The organism is Pseudomonas sp. LBUM1669, from assembly GCF_059695705.1.
This window is the reverse complement of the sequence record NZ_CP166784.1, coordinates 2,427,899-2,447,278: the sequence shown is the minus strand read 5'-3', so window position 1 is coordinate 2,447,278 and position 19,380 is coordinate 2,427,899. Positions and strand designations below refer to the sequence as shown.

15 protein-coding genes are annotated in these 19,380 nt (G+C 60.8%); 2 read left to right on the top strand and 13 right to left on the bottom strand.

The genetic code is table 11. From position 1 onward, the window contains the following. Window positions 1-138: 138 nt before the first annotated feature. The 12 genes from ACA051_RS11340 to leuC all read right to left on the bottom strand — a co-directional run bounded on the left by ACA051_RS11340 (window position 139) and on the right by leuC (window position 14,377). Window positions 139-810, bottom strand: a complete 672-nt coding sequence (locus ACA051_RS11340) for an SPOR domain-containing protein (protein ID WP_497374792.1) — start codon at window positions 808-810, stop codon at window positions 139-141. Next, a complete protein-coding gene (gene folC / locus ACA051_RS11335) occupies window positions 794-2,101 on the bottom strand; it encodes a bifunctional tetrahydrofolate synthase/dihydrofolate synthase (protein WP_497309798.1) in 1,308 nt (435 codons plus the stop codon). Before folC ends, ACA051_RS11340 begins: the two co-directional genes overlap by 17 nt. Further along, entirely contained in the window at window positions 2,098-3,018 is a 921-nt protein-coding gene (gene accD, locus ACA051_RS11330; protein ID WP_038980081.1) for an acetyl-CoA carboxylase, carboxyltransferase subunit beta, read from the bottom strand. The genes folC and accD overlap by 4 nt, the downstream gene beginning before the upstream one ends. Window positions 3,019-3,226: 208 nt before the next feature. Then, on the bottom strand, window positions 3,227-3,850 hold the full coding sequence (locus ACA051_RS11325) for a phosphoribosylanthranilate isomerase (protein WP_497309795.1): 624 nt from the start codon (window positions 3,848-3,850) through the stop codon (window positions 3,227-3,229). A 63-nt stretch (window positions 3,851-3,913) separates the two neighbouring features. Continuing rightward, the gene (gene truA, locus ACA051_RS11320; RefSeq protein ID WP_497374790.1) at window positions 3,914-4,768 is read right to left on the bottom strand and encodes a tRNA pseudouridine(38-40) synthase TruA; all 855 of its coding nucleotides are present in this window, start codon (window positions 4,766-4,768) and stop codon (window positions 3,914-3,916) included. A gap of 166 nt (window positions 4,769-4,934) precedes the next feature. Then, window positions 4,935-7,577, bottom strand: coding sequence for a FimV/HubP family polar landmark protein (locus ACA051_RS11315; protein WP_497374788.1), 2,643 nt, complete (start codon window positions 7,575-7,577; stop codon window positions 4,935-4,937). A 209-nt stretch (window positions 7,578-7,786) separates the two neighbouring features. Beyond that, window positions 7,787-8,797, bottom strand: coding sequence for an aspartate-semialdehyde dehydrogenase (locus ACA051_RS11310; protein ID WP_497309792.1), 1,011 nt, complete (start codon window positions 8,795-8,797; stop codon window positions 7,787-7,789). Between the two features lie 269 nt (window positions 8,798-9,066). Next, entirely contained in the window at window positions 9,067-10,179 is a 1,113-nt protein-coding gene (gene asd / locus ACA051_RS11305) for an aspartate-semialdehyde dehydrogenase (RefSeq protein WP_054052925.1), read from the bottom strand. A 69-nt stretch (window positions 10,180-10,248) separates the two neighbouring features. Then, the gene (gene leuB / locus ACA051_RS11300; RefSeq protein WP_497374786.1) at window positions 10,249-11,331 is read right to left on the bottom strand and encodes a 3-isopropylmalate dehydrogenase; all 1,083 of its coding nucleotides are present in this window, start codon (window positions 11,329-11,331) and stop codon (window positions 10,249-10,251) included. Between the two features lie 65 nt (window positions 11,332-11,396). Continuing rightward, complete coding sequence (locus ACA051_RS11295; protein ID WP_497374784.1) at window positions 11,397-12,164, bottom strand: class I SAM-dependent methyltransferase; 768 nt, start codon at window positions 12,162-12,164, stop codon at window positions 11,397-11,399. A 138-nt stretch (window positions 12,165-12,302) separates the two neighbouring features. Beyond that, window positions 12,303-12,947, bottom strand: a complete 645-nt coding sequence (gene leuD, locus ACA051_RS11290; protein WP_219095872.1) for a 3-isopropylmalate dehydratase small subunit — start codon at window positions 12,945-12,947, stop codon at window positions 12,303-12,305. Between the two features lie 11 nt (window positions 12,948-12,958). Then, window positions 12,959-14,377, bottom strand: a complete 1,419-nt coding sequence (leuC, locus tag ACA051_RS11285; protein ID WP_010456043.1) for a 3-isopropylmalate dehydratase large subunit — start codon at window positions 14,375-14,377, stop codon at window positions 12,959-12,961. A 142-nt stretch (window positions 14,378-14,519) separates the two neighbouring features. Here leuC and ACA051_RS11280 point away from each other — a divergent pair, with 142 nt between their 5' ends. Continuing rightward, window positions 14,520-15,410 carry a LysR family transcriptional regulator gene (locus ACA051_RS11280; RefSeq protein ID WP_497374782.1) on the top strand — a complete coding sequence of 297 codons (891 nt, stop codon included), beginning with the start codon at window positions 14,520-14,522 and terminating at the stop codon, window positions 15,408-15,410. A gap of 65 nt (window positions 15,411-15,475) precedes the next feature. Beyond that, entirely contained in the window at window positions 15,476-18,754 is a 3,279-nt protein-coding gene (locus ACA051_RS11275) for a PAS domain S-box protein (protein ID WP_497374780.1), read from the top strand. Between the two features lie 50 nt (window positions 18,755-18,804). Here the strand turns inward: ACA051_RS11275 and ACA051_RS11270 are convergent, their stop codons facing one another. Continuing rightward, a complete protein-coding gene (locus tag ACA051_RS11270) occupies window positions 18,805-19,248 on the bottom strand; it encodes an Hsp20 family protein (protein WP_497374778.1) in 444 nt (147 codons plus the stop codon). Between the last annotated feature and the right edge of the window lie 132 nt (window positions 19,249-19,380).

Here is a 19,380-nt window from a genome sequence, read left to right as displayed (position 1 = left end):
TGCGTCCGGCCGCGTAGCGGCCGTAAAATCAGACAATTCGGTCTATCCGGCACACCGTGCAAGCAGGGTTTGCGGCCGCTTCGCAGCCGGACGCAGCCTCGCGGGCTCGGCAGCTGCTACACGGCGCCGATTGATTCGTTAGTTGCGCTCAGGCTGGAAACGCACCACAAACCCCTTGAGGTTCTTCTGGCGGCCCAACAAGTCGCGCAGACGATCGGCTTCGGCGCGCTCGATCAGCGGTCCGACAAACACCCGATTCTTGCCATCGGCTGTGCGGATATAGGCGTTATAGCCCTCACTGCGCAGGGTTTTCTGCAGGCTTTCGGCACTTGCACGGCTCGACAGGCTGGCCAGTTGCACTGACCAACTGACCGACAGGCCATTGGCATCGACGCGGCTTTGAGTCGTGTCCGGTTTGCCCGGTGCAGCCGTAATTGGCTGGGCAGGCGGCGTAGTCGGTGTGGCAGGCTTGGCGACAGGTGCGGGAGCGACCGGCTTGGCAGCAGGAACAGGCACAGGCACCACTGGCGCACTCGGTGCAATCGGCGTGGACGGCGCGGCTTCTTGCTGAGCGATTTCATCATCACTCGGCACAGGTTCCTGAGGCAGCGCTTGTGGCTCGGGCACCACCACTGGCTCGACCTGCACTGGCGGCACCGAGGGTGCTTGCGGCGCAGCCGGCGCTTCGACCGTCACCTGACGCTGCTCATCCTGACGGGAAAACAGCATCGGCAGGAAAATAACCGCCAGCGCCACCAGAACCAGGGCGCCAACCATGCGCTGTTTGTATGCCTTATCCAGCAATGCCATTTGCCGCTTCCTCCGTGGAGCGCCGGGCCAGCCATTCAAGGGCCTCGGCGACACAATAAAATGATCCGAACAACAGAATCTCGTCGTCGCTCGTCGCCAGTGCGCACTGCCCTTCCAGGGCAGCGGCCACACTGTCATAGGACGTTACCGCAGCGCCAAGGTTCTGCAGCGCCGCCTGCAAATCGGCCACCGGGCGCGCACGTGGTGAATCCAGCGGCGCGACAGCCCATTGCTGGACACTAGCATTCAACTCACTGACAACACCATCCAGATCCTTGTCCGCCAACAATCCAAACACTGCCAGACGCTTGCCGACCGGCGGACGGCTGGCCAGACGGCGTGCCAGATACTCGGCCGCATGCGGGTTATGACCCACATCCAGCAACAAGTTCAGACGTTTGCCCTGCCAGTCGAACTGACGGCGATCAAGACGACCGACCACCCGCGTTGCTGTCAGCGCATTAACAACTTGCGTATCGACCCACGGCAAACCGAGCAACAGGTAAGCCTGCAAGGCCAGTGCGGCGTTTTCCATCGGCAGATCGAGCAACGGCAAATCGTGCAGCTCGACCACACGCCCTTGAGCGTCCACACCACGCCATTGCCAATGGTGATCGGTCACACCGAGGTCAAAATCGCGCCCACGCAGGAAGAACGGGCAATTGAGCTCGCGGGCTTTATCCAGCAGAGGTTGCGGAGGATTCAGGTCACCACAGAGCGCAGGCGCGCCCTGGCGGAAGATGCCGGCTTTCTCAAAGGCCACGGATTCGCGGGTATCGCCCAGGTAATCGGCGTGATCGACGCCAATACTGGTGACCAGCGCCATGTCGGCATCGACCACGTTGACCGTGTCCAGACGCCCGCCCAGGCCGACTTCCAGCACCACGGCATCGAGCCCTGCCTGTTGAAACAGCCAGAACGCCGCCAGGGTGCCCATTTCGAAGTACGTCAGGGAAGTATCGCCACGGCCCGCCTCGACCGCAGCAAAGGCTTCGCACAACTCGGCATCAGTCGCTTCGACGCCGTTGACCTGCACCCGTTCGTTGTAACGCAGCAGGTGAGGAGAATTGTAGACACCAACGCTCAGGCCCTGCGCCCGCAGCAACGAAGCCACGAATGCACAGGTAGATCCCTTGCCGTTGGTGCCGGTGACCGTGATCACCCGAGGCGCCGGCTTGCCCAGTCCCATGCGGGACGCTACCTGTTGCGAGCGCTCCAGGCCCATGTCGATGGCCGAAGGGTGCAACTGCTCAAGGTAGGCGAGCCACTCGCCAAGGGTACGTTCGGTCATAGGTTGGCAGGTACCGGTGGAACCACGATCGGCTCGATGGGTGCGGCAACGAATTTCGGCGTCGGCAGGCCCATCATTTGTGCCAGCAGGTTACCCAGGCGCGGACGCAGTTCCTGACGGTGAATAATCATGTCGATTGCACCGTGTTCCAACAGGAACTCGCTGCGCTGGAAGCCTTCCGGCAGCTTTTCACGCACGGTCTGTTCGATCACGCGTGGACCGGCGAAGCCGATCAGGGCTTTCGGCTCACCGACGATCACGTCGCCGAGCATGGCCAGACTGGCGGAAACGCCGCCGTAGACCGGATCGGTCAGCACGGAGATGAACGGAATGCCTTCTTCACGCAGACGCGCCAGTACCGCAGAAGTCTTGGCCATTTGCATCAGGGAGATCAGGGCTTCCTGCATCCGCGCACCACCGGAAGCGGCGAAGCAGATCATCGGGCAACGGTTTTCCAGCGCGTAGTTGGCGGCGCGGACAAAACGCTCACCCACGATGGCGCCCATCGAACCACCCATGAAGGAGAATTCGAAGGCCGACACCACCACCGGCATACCCAGCAGGGTACCGCTCATGGAGATCAGCGCGTCTTTTTCGCCGGTCTGCTTCTGGGCAGCGGTCAGGCGATCCTTGTACTTCTTGCCGTCGCGGAATTTCAGACGGTCAACCGGCTCCAGGTCCGCGCCCAGTTCGGCACGGCCATCGGCGTCGAGGAAGATGTCGATGCGCGCACGGGCGCCGATACGCATGTGGTGGTTGCACTTGGGGCAAACGTCCAGGGTCTTTTCCAGTTCCGGACGATACAGCACAGCCTCGCAAGACGGGCATTTGTGCCACAGACCTTCAGGCACCGAGCTCTTCTTGACCTCGGAACGCATGATCGAAGGGATCAGTTTGTCTACTAACCAGTTGCTCATGCTTTCTTTCTCCAGTACCGGCGGCCCGAACGCTCTGGTTCGCAGCCCCGCGTATGCCCTTGAGCTAAATTCATGTGTGTGGCGATGATCGGTGGATGGCCGGGTCAGTGAACGTGACCTGCGTACAACCCCTCGATCCTCAGCCGTGCCTGCTTTGTGCAGCGCAGTGCATTTTGGGACGGCGGCAGTCTGCCAGCCGTCACATCAACTACGTGCTACTACGTACCGCCTTGATGAATGCCTGAATCTTTGCGTGATCCTTGATGCCCTTGCTCGCCTCTACCCCGCCGCTGACGTCCACCGCGTAAGGCCGAACCCGGGCGATTGCCTCAGCCACGTTATCCGGCGTAAGGCCGCCGGCGAGGATGATCGGTTTGCTCAAGCCTTGCGGTATCAGAGACCAGTCGAACGCCTCACCGGTTCCGCCGGGAACACCTTCGACATAGGCATCGAGCAGGATACCGCTGGCACTTGGAAAAGCATCGCAGGCTGCCGCGATGTCGTCGCCGGCCTTGACCCGCAGCGCCTTGATGTACGGGCGGTGCCAGCCTTCACAATCGGCTGCGGTTTCGTCGCCATGGAACTGCAACAGGTCCAGCGGCACGGCGTCGAGCAGTTCGCCCAACTCGCAGCGGCTGCTGTTGACGAACAACCCCACGGTGGTCACGAACGGCGGCAGCAACTTGATAATGTCGCGCGCCTGCTGGAACGTCACCGCCCGCGGACTCTTGGCGTAAAACACAAACCCGATGGCATCCGCCCCGGCCTCGACCGCCACCAACGCATCTTCTATGCGGGTAATCCCACAAATCTTGCTGCGAACGGCTGACATGTCGATAAAACCTCAGGGCAAATCCGAGAAAGTCCCGGATGGTAACAAATGCGTTCGAGGGCGTCAGCCGTCAAGTTCAGAGAAGCCGGTGAGGAAGTGTGGGCCGATGTAACGCTCGGGCAATTGAAACTCGTCGCGATACTCGACCTGCACCAGGTACAGGCCGAACGGGTGCGCCGTCACCCCTCCAGAACGACGGATCCGGCTCTCCAGCACTTCTTTCATCCATTCCACCGGGCGCTCGCCGGCACCGATGGTCATCAAGACACCGGCGATATTGCGCACCATGTGGTGCAGGAAGGCACTGGCGCGGATATCCAGCACGATCATCTTGCCGTGACGCGTGACACGCAGGTGATGCAATTCCTTGATCGGCGACTTGGCCTGGCACTGACCGGCGCGGAAAGCGCTGAAATCGTGCGTGCCGACCAGATACTGGGCAGCCTCGGCCATGCGCTCGACGTCGAGCGGACGGTGATTCCAGGTGATTTCTTCGTTGAGGTGCGCCGGGCGGATCTGATCGTTGTAGATCACGTAGCGATAACGGCGGGCGATGGCCTTGAAACGCGCATGAAAATGCGCCGGCATGACCTTGGCCCAACTGACGCTAACGTCGTGGGGCAAGTTGATGTTGGCCCCCATGACCCAGGCCTTCATCGAACGCTCGACCGGCGTATCGAAATGCACCACTTGGCCGCAGGCATGCACGCCCGCGTCAGTGCGCCCGGCGCAGAGCAGCGACACCGGTGAATCGGCGACTTTGGACAAGGCCTTTTCGAGAGTTTCCTGCACGGTGAGCACACCGGAGGCCTGGCGCTGCCAGCCGCGGTAACGCGAACCTTTGTATTCAACGCCCAACGCGATCCGGAAAAAGCCGTCGGCCACCAATTCGGCGGCCGGGTTATCTATATTTGCCAAGGAGTCACAGCCTGCTGATGTGCGCAAAGGCGGGCATTATAAGGCCGCCGCAACGGGACGCCAGTGCAACAGTCGATACGGTGCTGAATGTGACGCCCCATCGCACACCCAGAAAAAAAACGGCAGCCTCACCGGGCTGCCGTTCTGTTTATTGCCTACCGATCACTCAAGCCAGATGCGAAAGCATCTCCTTGGCTTCACTCTTCTGGCCCGCATTCCCCTCGGACACCACCTCGTTGAGGATGTCCCGAGCGCCATCGTTGTCGCCCATGTCGATGTAGGCCTGGGCCAGATCGAGTTTGGTGGCGACTTCGTCGGTGCCGGAGAGGAAGTCGAAGTCCGGCTCGTCCGCTGCAGAAGCCATAGCGTCTTCCGCAGTGAAGGTCGGCTCACTCATGCTCTGGGACAGACGATCCAGCTCGGCGTTGACGTCATCCAGCTCAGCGGCAAAGGCGTCCTTGACCTCAGGTTCGGCCGGGGTGGCATCCATTTCATCGGCCAGCGACAAGTCGAAATCCGCGGGCAACTCCAGGTCGTCCTGCGGAGCTTCAGGTTTCACAGGCTCAACAGGCAAGTCCTTCACGCCTTCGTCGAGATCCAGCAGGAAGTCATCTTCCGCGAGCATCGCCGGTGACGGGTCTGCCCCCAGATCCATGTCCAGGTCGAAGTCCGACAGGTCGTCGAGGTTTTCCTTGATTTCGGTCTGCTCTTTCAACACCGATTCGAAGCTCAGGTCGTCGTCCAGCGGGAATTCTTCAAGGTCAGCGACAGATTCCGGTTCTGTTGACACCACCGCCGGAGAAGCATTTTCCAGATCATCCAGGCTCAGGTCGAAGGCACTGTCCAAGTCATCGGCCGGTGCTTGCGGCTCGTCCAGCAGCAAGTCCTTGACGTACTGCGCGTCCAGCTCGGCAGCGATGGCGGCGGCAGCAAGACCACCGGCAGCCGCGACAGCCATTGCAGGGAAGCGGGTTTTCAGCTTTTCGACCTGGGCGAAGTTGTCACCGTTGGCGACCAACTGACGCTCCTGGGCAACAAATGCATCGCGATCGCCCTGCTGACCGTAGACTTCCATCAGCTTCAGGCGCAGGTCGCTGCGTTGTGGCTCTTGTTTGATGCCGTCTTCGAGCAGCGCAGCCGCCTGGTTCAGACGACCGGCGGTGATGTGCGACTGAGCCTTGGTCAGTACGTCGTCATCGCGCTCGGCAGCTGGCGATACCAGCGGCGCGGCGATTGGCGTCGTCATTACATCCGGAACTGGAGCTGGGGCTGGGGCAGGCGCAGGGGGTGGCGTTGGTATCGGCGCGGTGGCGAGCTTCACACTCGGCGGCGGCACTTCCAAACCTTCGAAGCTGCTTTCCGGCAGGTCCTGCTCAGCGGAGAATTCCTTCTCTTCTTCCAGGGCTCGCGCCATGCGCAGGTGTTTCTCGGCTTCTTGCTGGGCCTTGCGGCGACGCGCCAGCAACAGCAGCAAGAGCAGCAGAACCACCGCACCACCGCCTACCAGGCCCAGCAGGACCGGATTAGTCAGCAGTTCATTGAATTTCTGATCGTCAGCGGCGACTGGCGTCGGCTCGACTGCCGGCTCGGCAGGCACGGGTGCCGGAGCGGCTTCAGGTGCCGCCGCCTCGGGCGCAGGCGCTGCCGGAGCAGGAACCACTTCAGTCGGTGCCGCCGCAGGGTTGGCGGCCAGTTCAGCAGAGATTGCCGGAGCGGTCGCTGCTGGAGTCGAAGCCGGTGCTCCCGCTGCGCCTTCAGCCTGCAACTTGGCCAGTTGATTATTCTTCAGCTCGATCAGGCGTTGCAGCTTATCCAGCTGACTTTGCAGATCGGTCATGCGGCTTTTCAGTTCGGCGTTGTCACGACGGGTCGTGTCGAGGCTTTCCTGGGTGACTGCCAGCTTGTTGTTCAAGGCCTTGGCATCACCTGCCGCACCTTTGCTACCGCCTTTACCGGTTTCGGCAGAGACCAGGCTCAGGTTGTCTTTCGCCGCTTGCGACGGCGCGGCGTCAGCGCGGCCACGCTTGGTGGCATCGAGTTGCTGCTGCCCGGTGCCGGGCTTCGCCACATAACGACGACCCTGGCGCCATGCGGTGTTCTGCGCAGCGACTTCAGCGATTGCCTTGGGTTGCGGCAGGTTGGTGCTCTGCGCCTGATCCGGCATGCGCAGCACCTGACCGGTTTTCAGCCGGTTGATGTTGCCGTCGATGAAAGCATCCGGGTTCAGCGCCTGGATGGCCAGCATGGTTTGCTGGACCGACCCGCCATTACGCGCCTTCTCGGCGATTTCCCACAGGGTATCGCGCGGCGTGGTGGTGTATTGGGACGGCTTGGCGGCACCGGTCACCGGCGCAGTGACCGTTTGGGTCGGTGCAGGCTGCGCAGCCGCTTCAGCGGTCTGCGGGGAGAATTTGGACGGATCGAGCAGCACGCTGTAATCGCGCAGCAGACGACCGTTGGGCCACATCACCTGAACCAGGAATTTCACCATGGGTTCGGACAGTGGTTTGCTGGACGTTACACGCAGGATGCTTTTGCCGCTGGCGTTGAGCACGGGCGTGAAGGTCAGGTCGTTGAGAAACGCCTGGCGATCGACACCGGCCTTGGCGAAATCTTCGGGCGAAGCCAGGCTCGGGACCACTTCTGCGGCGGTGAGGTCCTTGACGTCGAGCAGCTCGATTTCCGCCACCAAAGGTTGGTTCAGCGTCGACTTCAGGGTCAATTCCCCGAGCCCGAGGGCATGCGCCATACCGGAGGACAGCGCCGAGGCGGCCGCTATTGCTAACACCAGTTTGCGAACTTGAACCATAGCCTCATCCTTTGTTTGAACATTCCTCGGCCAGCGAGAAGGTGTTGATAGCCGCTGCCGTAAGGCATTGCGCGCGGCGACGAAGGGTCGTCACGCGCGATCATTTCATTGATGCCCCGGAAAGCCCCGAAGGGTGGCTCACCATCAGCAATCCGGCCAAGCATAGCGCTCGACCGGACTCATTCGAAAAAATTGTTGCCAAGTATCTTTTACAGCAGGTCTTTTATCAACAATTCAGCCACCTGCACAGCATTGAGCGCGGCGCCTTTACGCACGTTATCTGACGTCAGCCACAAATTAAGTTCCGACGGGTCGTCTATTCCGGCGCGAACCCGACCAACGTAGACCACGTCCTGCCCTACCGCATCGCCTACCGCCGTCGGGTAATCGCCGGCTTCCACCAGTTCGATACCCGGTGCGTCTTCCAGCGCCGCGTTGACTTTCGCCAGGTCCACAGCGCTCGCCGACTGCAAGGTCACGCTAAAGCTATCGCCAAAAAACACCGGGGCTTGAATGCAAGTGACCGAAATCTTTAATAAAGGCAGCGCCATGACCTGACGCAGCTCACGCACCAGGCGTTTTTCCAGCAGCGTATGACCCTGCTCATCAGGCTTGCCGACCTGAGCCAACAGGTTGAAGGCCATCTGCCGATCGAAGAAGGTCGGCTCCAGCGGACGCACGTTGAGCAGCTCGGCGGTTTGCCGAGCCAGTTCGGTCACGGCTTCTCGGCCCTGAGCGGAGACGGCCAGGCTGGCGGTCAGGTTGATGCGTTGCAGGTCGAGCAAACCGAGCAACGGCGCCAATACCACGGCCAGCGTTGTGGCCGACGGGCTTGGGCTGCTGACCTGGAATGGTTTTTTCAAACCGGCCAAAACGTCGGCGTTGGCTTCCGGCACCACTTGGGGCGCCTGATCGGCCGGCAAGGCGCCGGACAGGTCGATCAGCGAGCACCCGGCGGCGGTGGCGCGCGAGGCGAAACTCAAAGTCACTGCCGGACCGGCAGCGAAGAACACCAGCTGAACCTTGCTGAAATCGAATTCGTCGACTTCACGCACCCGCACGTTCTTGCCGCGAAACGGCACCGAATGCCCGGCGGATTCGCTGCTGGCCAACAGGTGCAGGTTGCCGACCGGAAAGTCGCGTTCTTCGAGAATCTGCACGAGCGTTTCGCCGACAGTACCGGTGGCGCCGATCACGGCAATATCAAAGGACTGGCTCATGGTTCTACCTCTGGCGAAACGGGGGGGAGCGGCACTTTACCGGGTGGTGGGCATGCAGGCAATTCGGCCGGGATTTGGGGCGCCTGTGCCGGCCTCTTCGCGGGCAAGCCTCGCGCCTACGGGTTTTGTGTCGGTCGCGAAATTTTGAAACAACCGCGATACCTGTAGGAGCAAGGCTTGCCCGCGAAGAGGCCCTTCCTGACAACACACCGGGCATAAAAAAACCCGCACCTCTTTCAAGGCACGGGTTCTTTCATCGCTTCAATCGATCAACGCTCAAGCAGGATCCGCAGCATGCGACGCAGCGGCTCGGCCGCGCCCCACAACAGTTGGTCGCCGACAGTGAACGCGCCGACGTACTGCGTGCCCATGTTCAGCTTGCGCAGACGGCCAACCGGTACGTTCAGGGTGCCGGTGACTTTCGTCGGGCTCAGTTCCTGAATGCTGGCTTCGCGGTTATTCGGCACCAGCTTGACCCAAGGGTTGTGCTGGCTGATCAGCCCTTCGATGTCGGCAATCGGCACGTCTTTGTTCAGCTTGATGGTCAGCGCCTGGCTGTGGCAGCGCATGGCGCCGATGCGCACGCAGATGCCATCGACCGGGATCGGGCTCTTGAAGCGACCGAGGATCTTGTTGGTCTCGGCCTGGGCCTTCCACTCTTCGCGGCTCTGACCGTTCGGCAGTTCCTTGTCGATCCACGGGATCAGGCTGCCGGCCAACGGTACGCCGAAGTTTTCGGTCGGGTACGCGTCGCTGCGCATGGCTTCGGCCACACGGCGGTCGATGTCGAGGATAGCGCTGGCCGGGTCGGCCAGTTGATCGGCGACAGCGGCGTGGGTCGCGCCCATTTGCTTGATCAGTTCACGCATGTTCTGCGCGCCGGCACCGGAGGCCGCCTGATAAGTCATGGCGCTCATCCACTCGACCAGACCGGCTTCGAACAGACCGCCCAGGCCCATCAGCATCAGGCTGACGGTGCAGTTGCCGCCGATGTAGTTCTTGGTGCCCGCGTCGAGCTGCTGGTCGATGACCTTGCGGTTCACCGGGTCCAGCACGATCACCGCGTCATCCTGCATGCGCAGGCTGGAAGCGGCGTCGATCCAGTAACCCTGCCAGCCGGCTTCGCGCAGTTTCGGGAAGACTTCGCTGGTGTAGTCGCCACCCTGGCAGGTCAGAATCACGTCGAGGGTTTTCAGCTCTTCAATGCTGTAAGCGTCCTTGAGCGGAGCAATGTCCTTGCCCACGGACGGGCCTTGGCCACCGACATTGGAAGTGGTGAAAAACACCGGCTCAATAAGATCGAAATCCTGCTCTTCCAGCATCCGCTGCATGAGCACGGAACCGACCATACCGCGCCAACCGATCAGACCTACACGTTTCATCGCAACTACACCTTCTTTAAAAAGTGGGCCGCTGCTTTCAAGAGTGAAAGTTGCAGCGGGCCGGAGAGATTACAGATTCCGCAGCGCGGCGACTACTGCATCGCCCATTTCCTGCGTACCGACTTTAGTGCAACCGGCCGACCAGATGTCGCCCGTGCGCAGGCCCTGGTCCAATACCAGACTGACGGCTTTCTCGATGGCATCGGCCGCATCCTGCAGGTTGAAGCTGTAACGCAGCATCATCGACACCGACAAAATGGTCGCCAACGGGTTGGCAATGCCTTTGCCAGCGATGTCCGGCGCCGAACCGTGGCACGGCTCGTACATGCCCTTGTTGTGGGTATCCAGGGATGCCGACGGCAGCATGCCGATGGAACCGGTGAGCATCGATGCCTGGTCAGACAGAATGTCGCCGAACAGGTTGTCGGTGACGATCACGTCGAATTGCTTCGGTGCACGCACCAGCTGCATGGCGGCGTTGTCGACGTACATGTGGCTCAGTTCGACTTCAGGGTAATCCTTGGCCACTTGCTCGACGATTTCACGCCACAGTTGGCTGGACGCCAGGACATTGGCCTTGTCCACCGAGCACAGCTTCTTGCCGCGCACCATGGCCATGTCGAAACCGACACGGGCGATGCGGCGGATTTCGCTCTCGCTGTACGGCAGCGTGTCGTAGGCCTGACGCTCGCCGTTTTCCAGGGTGCGGGTGCCGCGTGGTGTACCGAAATAGATGCCGCCGGTCAGCTCACGGACGATCAGGATGTCCAGGCCCGAAACGATTTCGGGCTTCAGGCTCGACGCCTCGGCCAGCTGCGGGTAGAGGATCGCCGGGCGCAGGTTGCCGAACAGGCCCAGTTGCGCACGAATCTTCAGCAGGCCGCGCTCTGGGCGGATGTCACGCTCGATGGTGTCCCATTTCGGGCCGCCCACGGCGCCCAGCAGCACAGCGTCGGCTGCGCGCGCACGGTCGAGGGTTTCGTCCGCCAATGGCACGCCGTGCTTGTCGATGGCGGCGCCGCCGATCACGTCGTGGCTCAGTTCGAAGCCCAGGCTGTACTTGTCGTTGGCCAGTTCCAGAACCTTGACGGCTTCGGCCATGATTTCCGGGCCAATACCGTCACCTGGGAGAATCAGAATCTGCTTGCTCATGCTTTCCTCATGTCATCAGTCGGTGCGCCCAAGGGCGCACCCGGAAAAATTCTATCGTCCGGAGCCTATCGTTCTGCAATCAGCACCAGCACATCGGTACTGAACGAACCATCGGCCTCAATCTCAAAATATTCGCGCACTTCATTGCCCATCGATTGCTGCAACTCGCGGATCGCCGCGCGCATCACTTCTGGCGTGCGCATGCGCTCGACCCAGGAGTTGTACTCCAGCCGCAAACGTTGACGGGTGGTGCTGCGGGTATGCAACCCCGCTTCGCTGACCTGACGCAACCACTCGCTGGCGGAATAATCGCGCACATGGCTGGTGTCGCGCAGCACTTCGACGCTTTGCAGGTAAGTGTCAAACAACGGACTGCCCGGTGACAACACGTCAATGAACGCCGCCACCCCACCCGGTTTCAGTACCCGGCGAACTTCGCGCAGGGCCTGGCCGAGGTCGCTCCAATGGTGCGCCGAGTAGCGACTGAAGACGAAGTCGAACTCACCATCGGCAAACAGCAGGCGCTCGGCGGCACCGTTGACCGTGGTCACATTGCTCAAACCACGGTCGACAGCGGCGGCGCTAACCACGTCGAGCATCTGCTGGGACAGGTCGTAGGCCACCACTTCCTTGACCAGCGACGCCACGTGAAAACTGACGTGACCGGCGCCGCAACCCAGGTCCAGCACCCGTGCATCGCCCTGCCCGGCCAGTTCGGCCTGTAGCAGCGCGAATTCGGTGCCTTGAGCGTGTACGGCGCTGCTCAGATAGGCCGAGGCCTGTTCACCGAATTGCTTTTGGACGACCTGGCTGTGCTGGGCGGTGCGGGTCATGGGGACTTCCTTTTTGGGGTGAGTCTTGGGGTGTATGGGCGGGCCTCTTCGCGGGCAAGCCTCGCTCCTACAGGGGGTCGCATTTCAACCGTAGGAGCGAGGCTTGCCCGCGAAGGCGTCATCACGCCTTACGCAAACTTACGCATCGCGAAACAACCACGGCTGGCTCGCCCGATGCTTGGCTTCAAACGTCGCAATCGCCTCATGGTCCATCAACGTCAGGCCGATATCGTCCAAGCCGTTGAGCAGGCAATGCTTACGGAAGGCGTCGATTTCAAAGCTCAACACCTTGCCATCCGGACGGGTCACGGTCTGGGCTTGCAGATCAACCTGCAACTGATAACCCGGGGTCGCTTCCACCTGCTGAAACAGCTCATCCACTTCAGCGTCGCTCAAGATGATCGGCAGCAAGCCATTCTTGAAGCTGTTGTTGAAGAAGATATCGGCGTAGCTCGGCGCGATGATGCTACGGAAACCGTATTCTTCCAGCGCCCACGGCGCGTGTTCACGGCTGGAACCGCAACCGAAGTTTTCTCGGGCCAGCAATACGCTGGCGCCTTGATAACGCTCGGCGTTGAGGACGAAGTCCTTGTTCAACGGGCGCTTGGAGTTGTCCTGATACGGCTGCCCGACATCGAGGTAGCGCCACTCATCGAACAGGTTCGGGCCGAAACCCGTGCGTTTGATCGACTTCAAGAACTGCTTCGGGATGATCTGGTCGGTGTCGACGTTGGCACGATCCAGAGGCGCGACAAGACCAGTGTGCTGGGTAAAAGCTTTCATGCTGCGCTCCTTTAGATCAATTCACGGACGTCGACGAAACGACCGTTCACCGCAGCGGCGGCGGCCATGGCCGGGCTCACGAGGTGGGTACGACCACCGGCGCCCTGACGGCCTTCGAAGTTGCGGTTGGAGGTCGAGGCGCAATGCTCGCCCGACTCCAAACGGTCCGGGTTCATCGCCAGGCACATCGAGCAACCCGGCTCACGCCATTCGAAACCGGCGTCGAGGAAAATCTTGTCCAGGCCTTCCGATTCAGCCTGGGCCTTCACCAGACCCGAGCCCGGCACCACGATGGCCTGCTTGATGGTCGAAGCGACTTTGCGGCCTTTGGCGATTACTGCCGCAGCACGCAAATCTTCGATCCGCGAGTTGGTGCAGGAACCGATGAATACGCGGTCCAGCTGGATATCGGTGATCGCCTGATTGGCGGTCAAACCCATATATTTCAAGGCGCGTTCGATGGAACCACGCTTGACCAGGTCCATTTCCTTCGCAGGGTCCGGCACGTTCTGATCCACGGCCAACACCATCTCGGGCGAAGTGCCCCAGCTGACTTGCGGCTTGATCTGGGTGGCGTCGAGTTCGACGACGGTGTCGAACGTAGCGTCTTCATCAGTCACCAGATCTTTCCAGGCTTCGACGGCCAAGTCCCATTCCGCGCCTTTCGGAGCGAACGGACGGCCCTTCACGTAGGCCACGGTTTTTTCGTCAGCGGCCACCAGGCCTACGCGAGCGCCAGCCTCAATGGACATGTTGCAAATGGTCATGCGGCCTTCGACCGACAGATCACGAATCGCGCTACCGGCGAACTCGATGGCATGGCCGTTACCGCCAGCAGTGCCGATCTTGCCGATCACGGCCAGGACGATGTCCTTGGCGGTCACGCCGAACGGCAATTTGCCTTCGACCGACACCCGCATATTCTTCATTTTTTTGGCGACCAGGCACTGAGTAGCGAGGACGTGCTCGACCTCGGACGTACCGATACCGTGAGCCAAAGCGCCGAACGCGCCGTGTGTCGAAGTGTGGGAATCGCCGCAGACCACAGTCATACCCGGCAAGGTCGCGCCCTGCTCCGGGCCGATGACGTGGACGATGCCTTGGCGAACGTCGTTCATCTTGAATTCGACAATGCCGTATTCGTCACAGTTGTCGTCGAGGGTCTGGACCTGCAAACGCGAGACCTGGTCGGCAATGGCTTCGATGCCGCCCTTGCGTTCCGGGGTGGTCGGTACGTTGTGGTCCGGGGTCGCGATGTTGGCATCGATGCGCCAAGGCTTGCGCCCGGCCAGACGCAGGCCTTCAAAGGCTTGCGGCGACGTCACTTCGTGAATGATGTGACGATCGATGTAAATCAGCGCGGAGCCATCGTCGCGCTGTTTGACCAAGTGCGAATCCCAGAGCTTGTCGTAGAGCGTTTTGCCGGCCATCAGACGGTTTCCTCATCAGCTTGTTTCTATGCCCCGGGCCGTTTGCATAACCCTTTGGCTTGTGAGGTCGATCCTAGGGGGTTACATTAAATAACTCAAATTCATATTTTTCATGCTTTGGATAACCAACTGGAATACCGCAATGGACCTCGCCAACCTCAATGCTTTCATCGCCATTGCAGAGACCGGAAGCTTCTCCGGCGCGGGAGAACGCCTGCACCTGACGCAACCGGCGATCAGCAAGCGCATCGCCGGGCTGGAGCAGCAATTGAAGGTTCGGCTTTTTGATCGCCTGGGTCGTGAAGTTGGCCTGACCGAAGCCGGTCGCGCCCTGTTGCCACGGGCCTATCAGATTCTCAATGTGCTGGATGACACCCGCCGCGCCTTGACCAACCTGACCGGCGAAGTGACTGGGCGCCTGACCCTGGCCACCAGTCACCACATTGGCCTGCACCGTTTACCGCCCTTATTAAGGGAGTTCACCCGACGCTACCCACAAGTTGCGCTGGATATTCAGTTTCTCGATTCGGAAGTGGCCTACGAAGAAATCCTCCATGGCCGCGCGGAACTGGCGGTGATCACCCTCGCCCCGGAACCTCATACCTTGGTCAAAGCCACGCCGGTGTGGGACGACCCCCTGGATTTCGTGGTCGCCCCGGAGCATTCGCTGATCAGCAACGGCCCGGTCAACCTGGCGGACATTGCCCTGCATCCGGCGGTGTTTCCCGGCGGCAACACGTTCACTCATCACATCGTTCAGCGCCTGTTCGAGGCTCAGGGACTGACGCCGAACATCGCCATGAGCACGAATTATCTGGAAACCATCAAGATGATGGTCTCGATCGGCCTGGCCTGGAGCGTTTTGCCGCGAACGATGCTCGATGATCAAGTTGCGCGAATACCCTTGCCGGGCATACAACTGACTCGCCAGCTAGGCTATATCCTGCACACCGAACGGACGCTGTCGAATGCGGCACGGGCCTTCATGGCCTTGCTGGATGCGCAAATCGATCTGCCAGGGACTCTCGGCTAAGCTGTGCTACTTCTATAGAGCCTCGAGTCACTGAACCTGACACCTCACTCAGCCAAGGCTTGCCAATGCCGAAATCTGTTGACCGTATTCCGCCGATGCCACGTATACAGGCGCTTGACCCGAAACGGTCCGAGCAGAGCTGGGAAAGCGCGCCGCAGTTGCTGGCAGCCCTTAACGGCGCGCGTCTGGGCGCCTGGTATTGGGACATTGAGCGCGGGCAGATCAGTTGGTCGCGGGGTACTCAGGCGTTGTTCGGCTTCGATCCCCGGCAACCGCTGCCGGCGGATCTGGAATACCTCGACTTGCTGCCGCCAGAGGATCGGGCGAAAACCATTCGCGCCTTCGACGCGGTGATCGCCGGCGCCCCGCTCGAACAGGCGATGCACCACCGCATCCGCTGGCCCGACGGCAGCCTGCACTGGCTGGAGATCAACGGCAGCCTGCTGCCGGATAAAGACGGCCGGCCACGGATGATTGGGGTCATTCGCGAAATCACCCATCAGCGCCAGCGCGAACAGGCGCTGAGCAGCTCGGAAAAGCGCTTTGCCACGCTGTTTCACTTGTGCCCGAACATGGTGCTCCTGACCCGCCAGGAAGATGGCCTGATTACCGAAGCCAATCAGTATTTCGAAAGCCTGTTCGGCTGGCCGGTGCAGGACGCGATTGGCCGAACCACCGTCGAACTGGGCCTCTGGGTGCACCCGGAACAACGGGACGTGCTGGTCAAGGCGACCAAGGCCAAGGGCGAACTGACCAGCATGGAGGTGCAGTTTCGCGCCAGCAATGGCCAGATCCACGACGGCATCCTCAGCGCACAAAAGGTCGAACTCGAAGGCCAGCCGTACCTGCTGAGCACTTTCCTCGACACCACGGAACGCAAAGCCGCTGAACACGCGCTGAAAGACAGCCAGGAACGCCTCGACCTGGCACTGGATTCGGCGCAACTCGGCACCTGGGACTGGCACATTCCCAGCGGCATGCTTTACGGCTCGGCGCGGGCCGCGCAGTTGCACGGACTGGAAGCCAAACCCTTCCATGAGTCCTTCGACGCGTTTTTCGAAGGTGTGCCCGACGAAGAGCGCGGCAGCATGCGTGACGCTTACCGCAGCCTGCGCGAAGGGCCCGCCGGCAATTATCAGCTGACCTATCGCGTGCAGCTACCGGACGGCAGTTCACGCTACCTGGAAAGCCGTGCCCGCCTCTACCGAGATGAAAACGGCACGCCGCTGCGCATGGCCGGCACCTTGCTGGACATCACCGATCAAGTGGAGCGCGAACAACGGCTGGTGGCCTCCGAGGAGAAATTCGCCACGCTGTTTCAGGTCAGTCCTGACCCGATTTGCGTCACGCGCCAGGACACTGGCCAGTTCATCGAGATCAACTCCAGCTTTACCCAGACCTTTGGTTGGACCGCCGCCGAAGTCATTGACCGCAGCGCCGACGAAATCGGCCTGTGGGACGCGTCGGCGAAAAGCCAGCAACGGATCGAACAGGTCATCCGCGAACAGGGGCTGAGCAATGTCGCGATCGTCGCCCAGCACAAAGACGGGCAGTCTCTGACCTGCGTGATTTCCAGCCGGCAGATCAGTGTCGGCGACGAGCCGTGCATCGTCACGACCCTGCGCGACATTACCCAGCAGCAACGCTCCGAAGCGGCACTCAAGGCCAGCGAAGAGAAATTTGCCAAGGCGTTCCACTCAAGCCCCGATGCGATCACCATCACCGAGCGTGACACCGGGCGCTACCTGGAGGTCAACGATGGTTTCTGCCGCCTGACCGGCTACCGCGCCGACGAAGTGGTGGGCCGCACGGTGTATCAGGTCGGCATCTGGGCTGAAGAAAAACAACGCTCGGCGCTGCTGGCCGAGTTGCAACTCAAGGGCCGGGTGCACCATCAGGAGATGCTCGGCCGCAATAAGCGCGGCGAACTGCTGACCGTCGAAGTCTCCGTGGAGCCGATTACCCTCAACGAGACCGCGTGCCTGCTGCTGACCGCCCGGGACGTTAGTCTGCTGAAAAATGCCGAAGCGCAGATCCGTCATCTGGCCTACCACGACCCGCTGACCAACCTGCCGAACCGCGCGCTGTTGATGGATCGCCTGAGCCAGCAGATCGCCCTGCTCAAGCGCCACAACCTGCGCGGTGCGCTGCTGTTCCTGGACCTCGATCACTTCAAGCACATCAACGATTCCCTCGGTCACCCGGTGGGAGACACGGTGCTGAAAATCATCACGGCGCGCCTTGAAGCCAGCGTGCGCATGGAAGACACCGTCGCGCGCCTGGGTGGCGATGAATTTGTGGTATTGCTCAGCGGCCTTGAGGGCTCGCGTAACGAAGTCAGCGCCCAGGTTCGAGAGTTGGCGGACACGTTGCGTGAACTGTTGTCGGAGCCGATGTTCCTCGACGGCCAGCGCCTGCAAGTGACGCCGAGCATCGGCATCGCGCTTATTCCCGACCACGGCTCGACCCCGACCGACCTGCTCAAACGCGCCGACATTGCGCTTTACCGCGCCAAGGACTCGGGCCGCAACACCACGCAGATGTATCACAACACCATGCAGAAGGCCGCCAGCGAACGCCTACGCATGGAAACCGATCTGCGCCTGGCCCTTTCCCGCGGCGAGTTTCATGTGCATTACCAACCCCAGGTCGACGCCCGGGGCAACCGCATTGTCGGCGCCGAAGCACTGGTGCGCTGGAACCACCCGGAACTCGGCCCGCAATCGCCCACCGAGTTCATCAAGGTGCTGGAGGACAGCGGGCTGATTCTGGAAGTGGGCACCTGGATCATCGACGAAGCCTGTGGGGCCTTCAAAAAACTGGTTGCCAAGGGCCTGGTGAACCCGCTCAGCTTCAGTCTCTGCGTCAACATAAGCCCGAGGCAATTTCGTCAAAACGATTTCGTCGAACGCATCGAACACAGCCTCAGTAGCCACGGCCTGCCCTGCTCGCTGCTGAAACTGGAAATCACCGAAGGCATCGTCATCCAGAATCTGGAAGACACCATCAACAAAATGCGTCGCCTGAAAAAGCTCGGCGTGAGCTTTGCGATGGACGACTTCGGCACCGGCTACTCCTCGCTGACCTACCTCAAGCGCCTGCCGGTCGACACGCTGAAAATCGACCAGTCGTTCATCCGCGATGCCACCACCGACCCCAACGACGCCGAAATCATCCGCGCCATCGTCGCCATGGCCCGCAGCCTGGAACTGAAAGTGATCGCCGAAGGGGTGGAAACGCCGGAGCAGCTGGAGTTTTTACAGGGGCTGGGGTGCCATTTTTATCAGGGGTATTTGCACAGTCGGCCGTTGCCGGTGGAGGAGTTTCAGAAACTCCTCAAATAGCGGGTACAAAAAAGGGCACCGAATGGCGCCCTTCTCATGGCCCTGACTCGTTACTGCAGAGCGGGTTTTTGCGTCCCGTTGATCGGGATGCGTTTGGCTTTTGCCTCTTCCGGAATCACCCGCAACAGGTCGATGCTCAACAAACCGTTGCTCAGGCCGGCGGCCTTGATTTCGATATGGTCCGCCAGACGGAAGGACAGTTTGAAGGCGCGCTGTGCGATGCCTTGATGCAGGAAGGTCACACCTTCGGTGGCGTCGCGTTTGCCGCCACTGATGGTCAGCACACCCTTCTCGACTTGCAGATCCAGGTCTTCTTCCTGGAAACCGGCTGCCGCCACGACGATGCGGTATTGGTCATCACCGTTTTTTTCAACGTTGTAGGGTGGGTAGGTGCTGCCTGGCTCGTTGCGCAGGGCGGTTTCGAACAGGTCGTTGAAACGGTCGAAGCCAACCGAGGAACGGAACAGCGGGGCCAGGGAAAATGCAGTAGTCATGGTTCAAATCTCCTGAAAACAATCAGCAAGGTTTTTTGTCTCCGCGACCCGAATTCGGCATCGCGTAATCCCTAGATAGGGATCGCCGATTGCATTTCAAGAGATTATTTTCAGATTTTTTTTCAGTTTTTT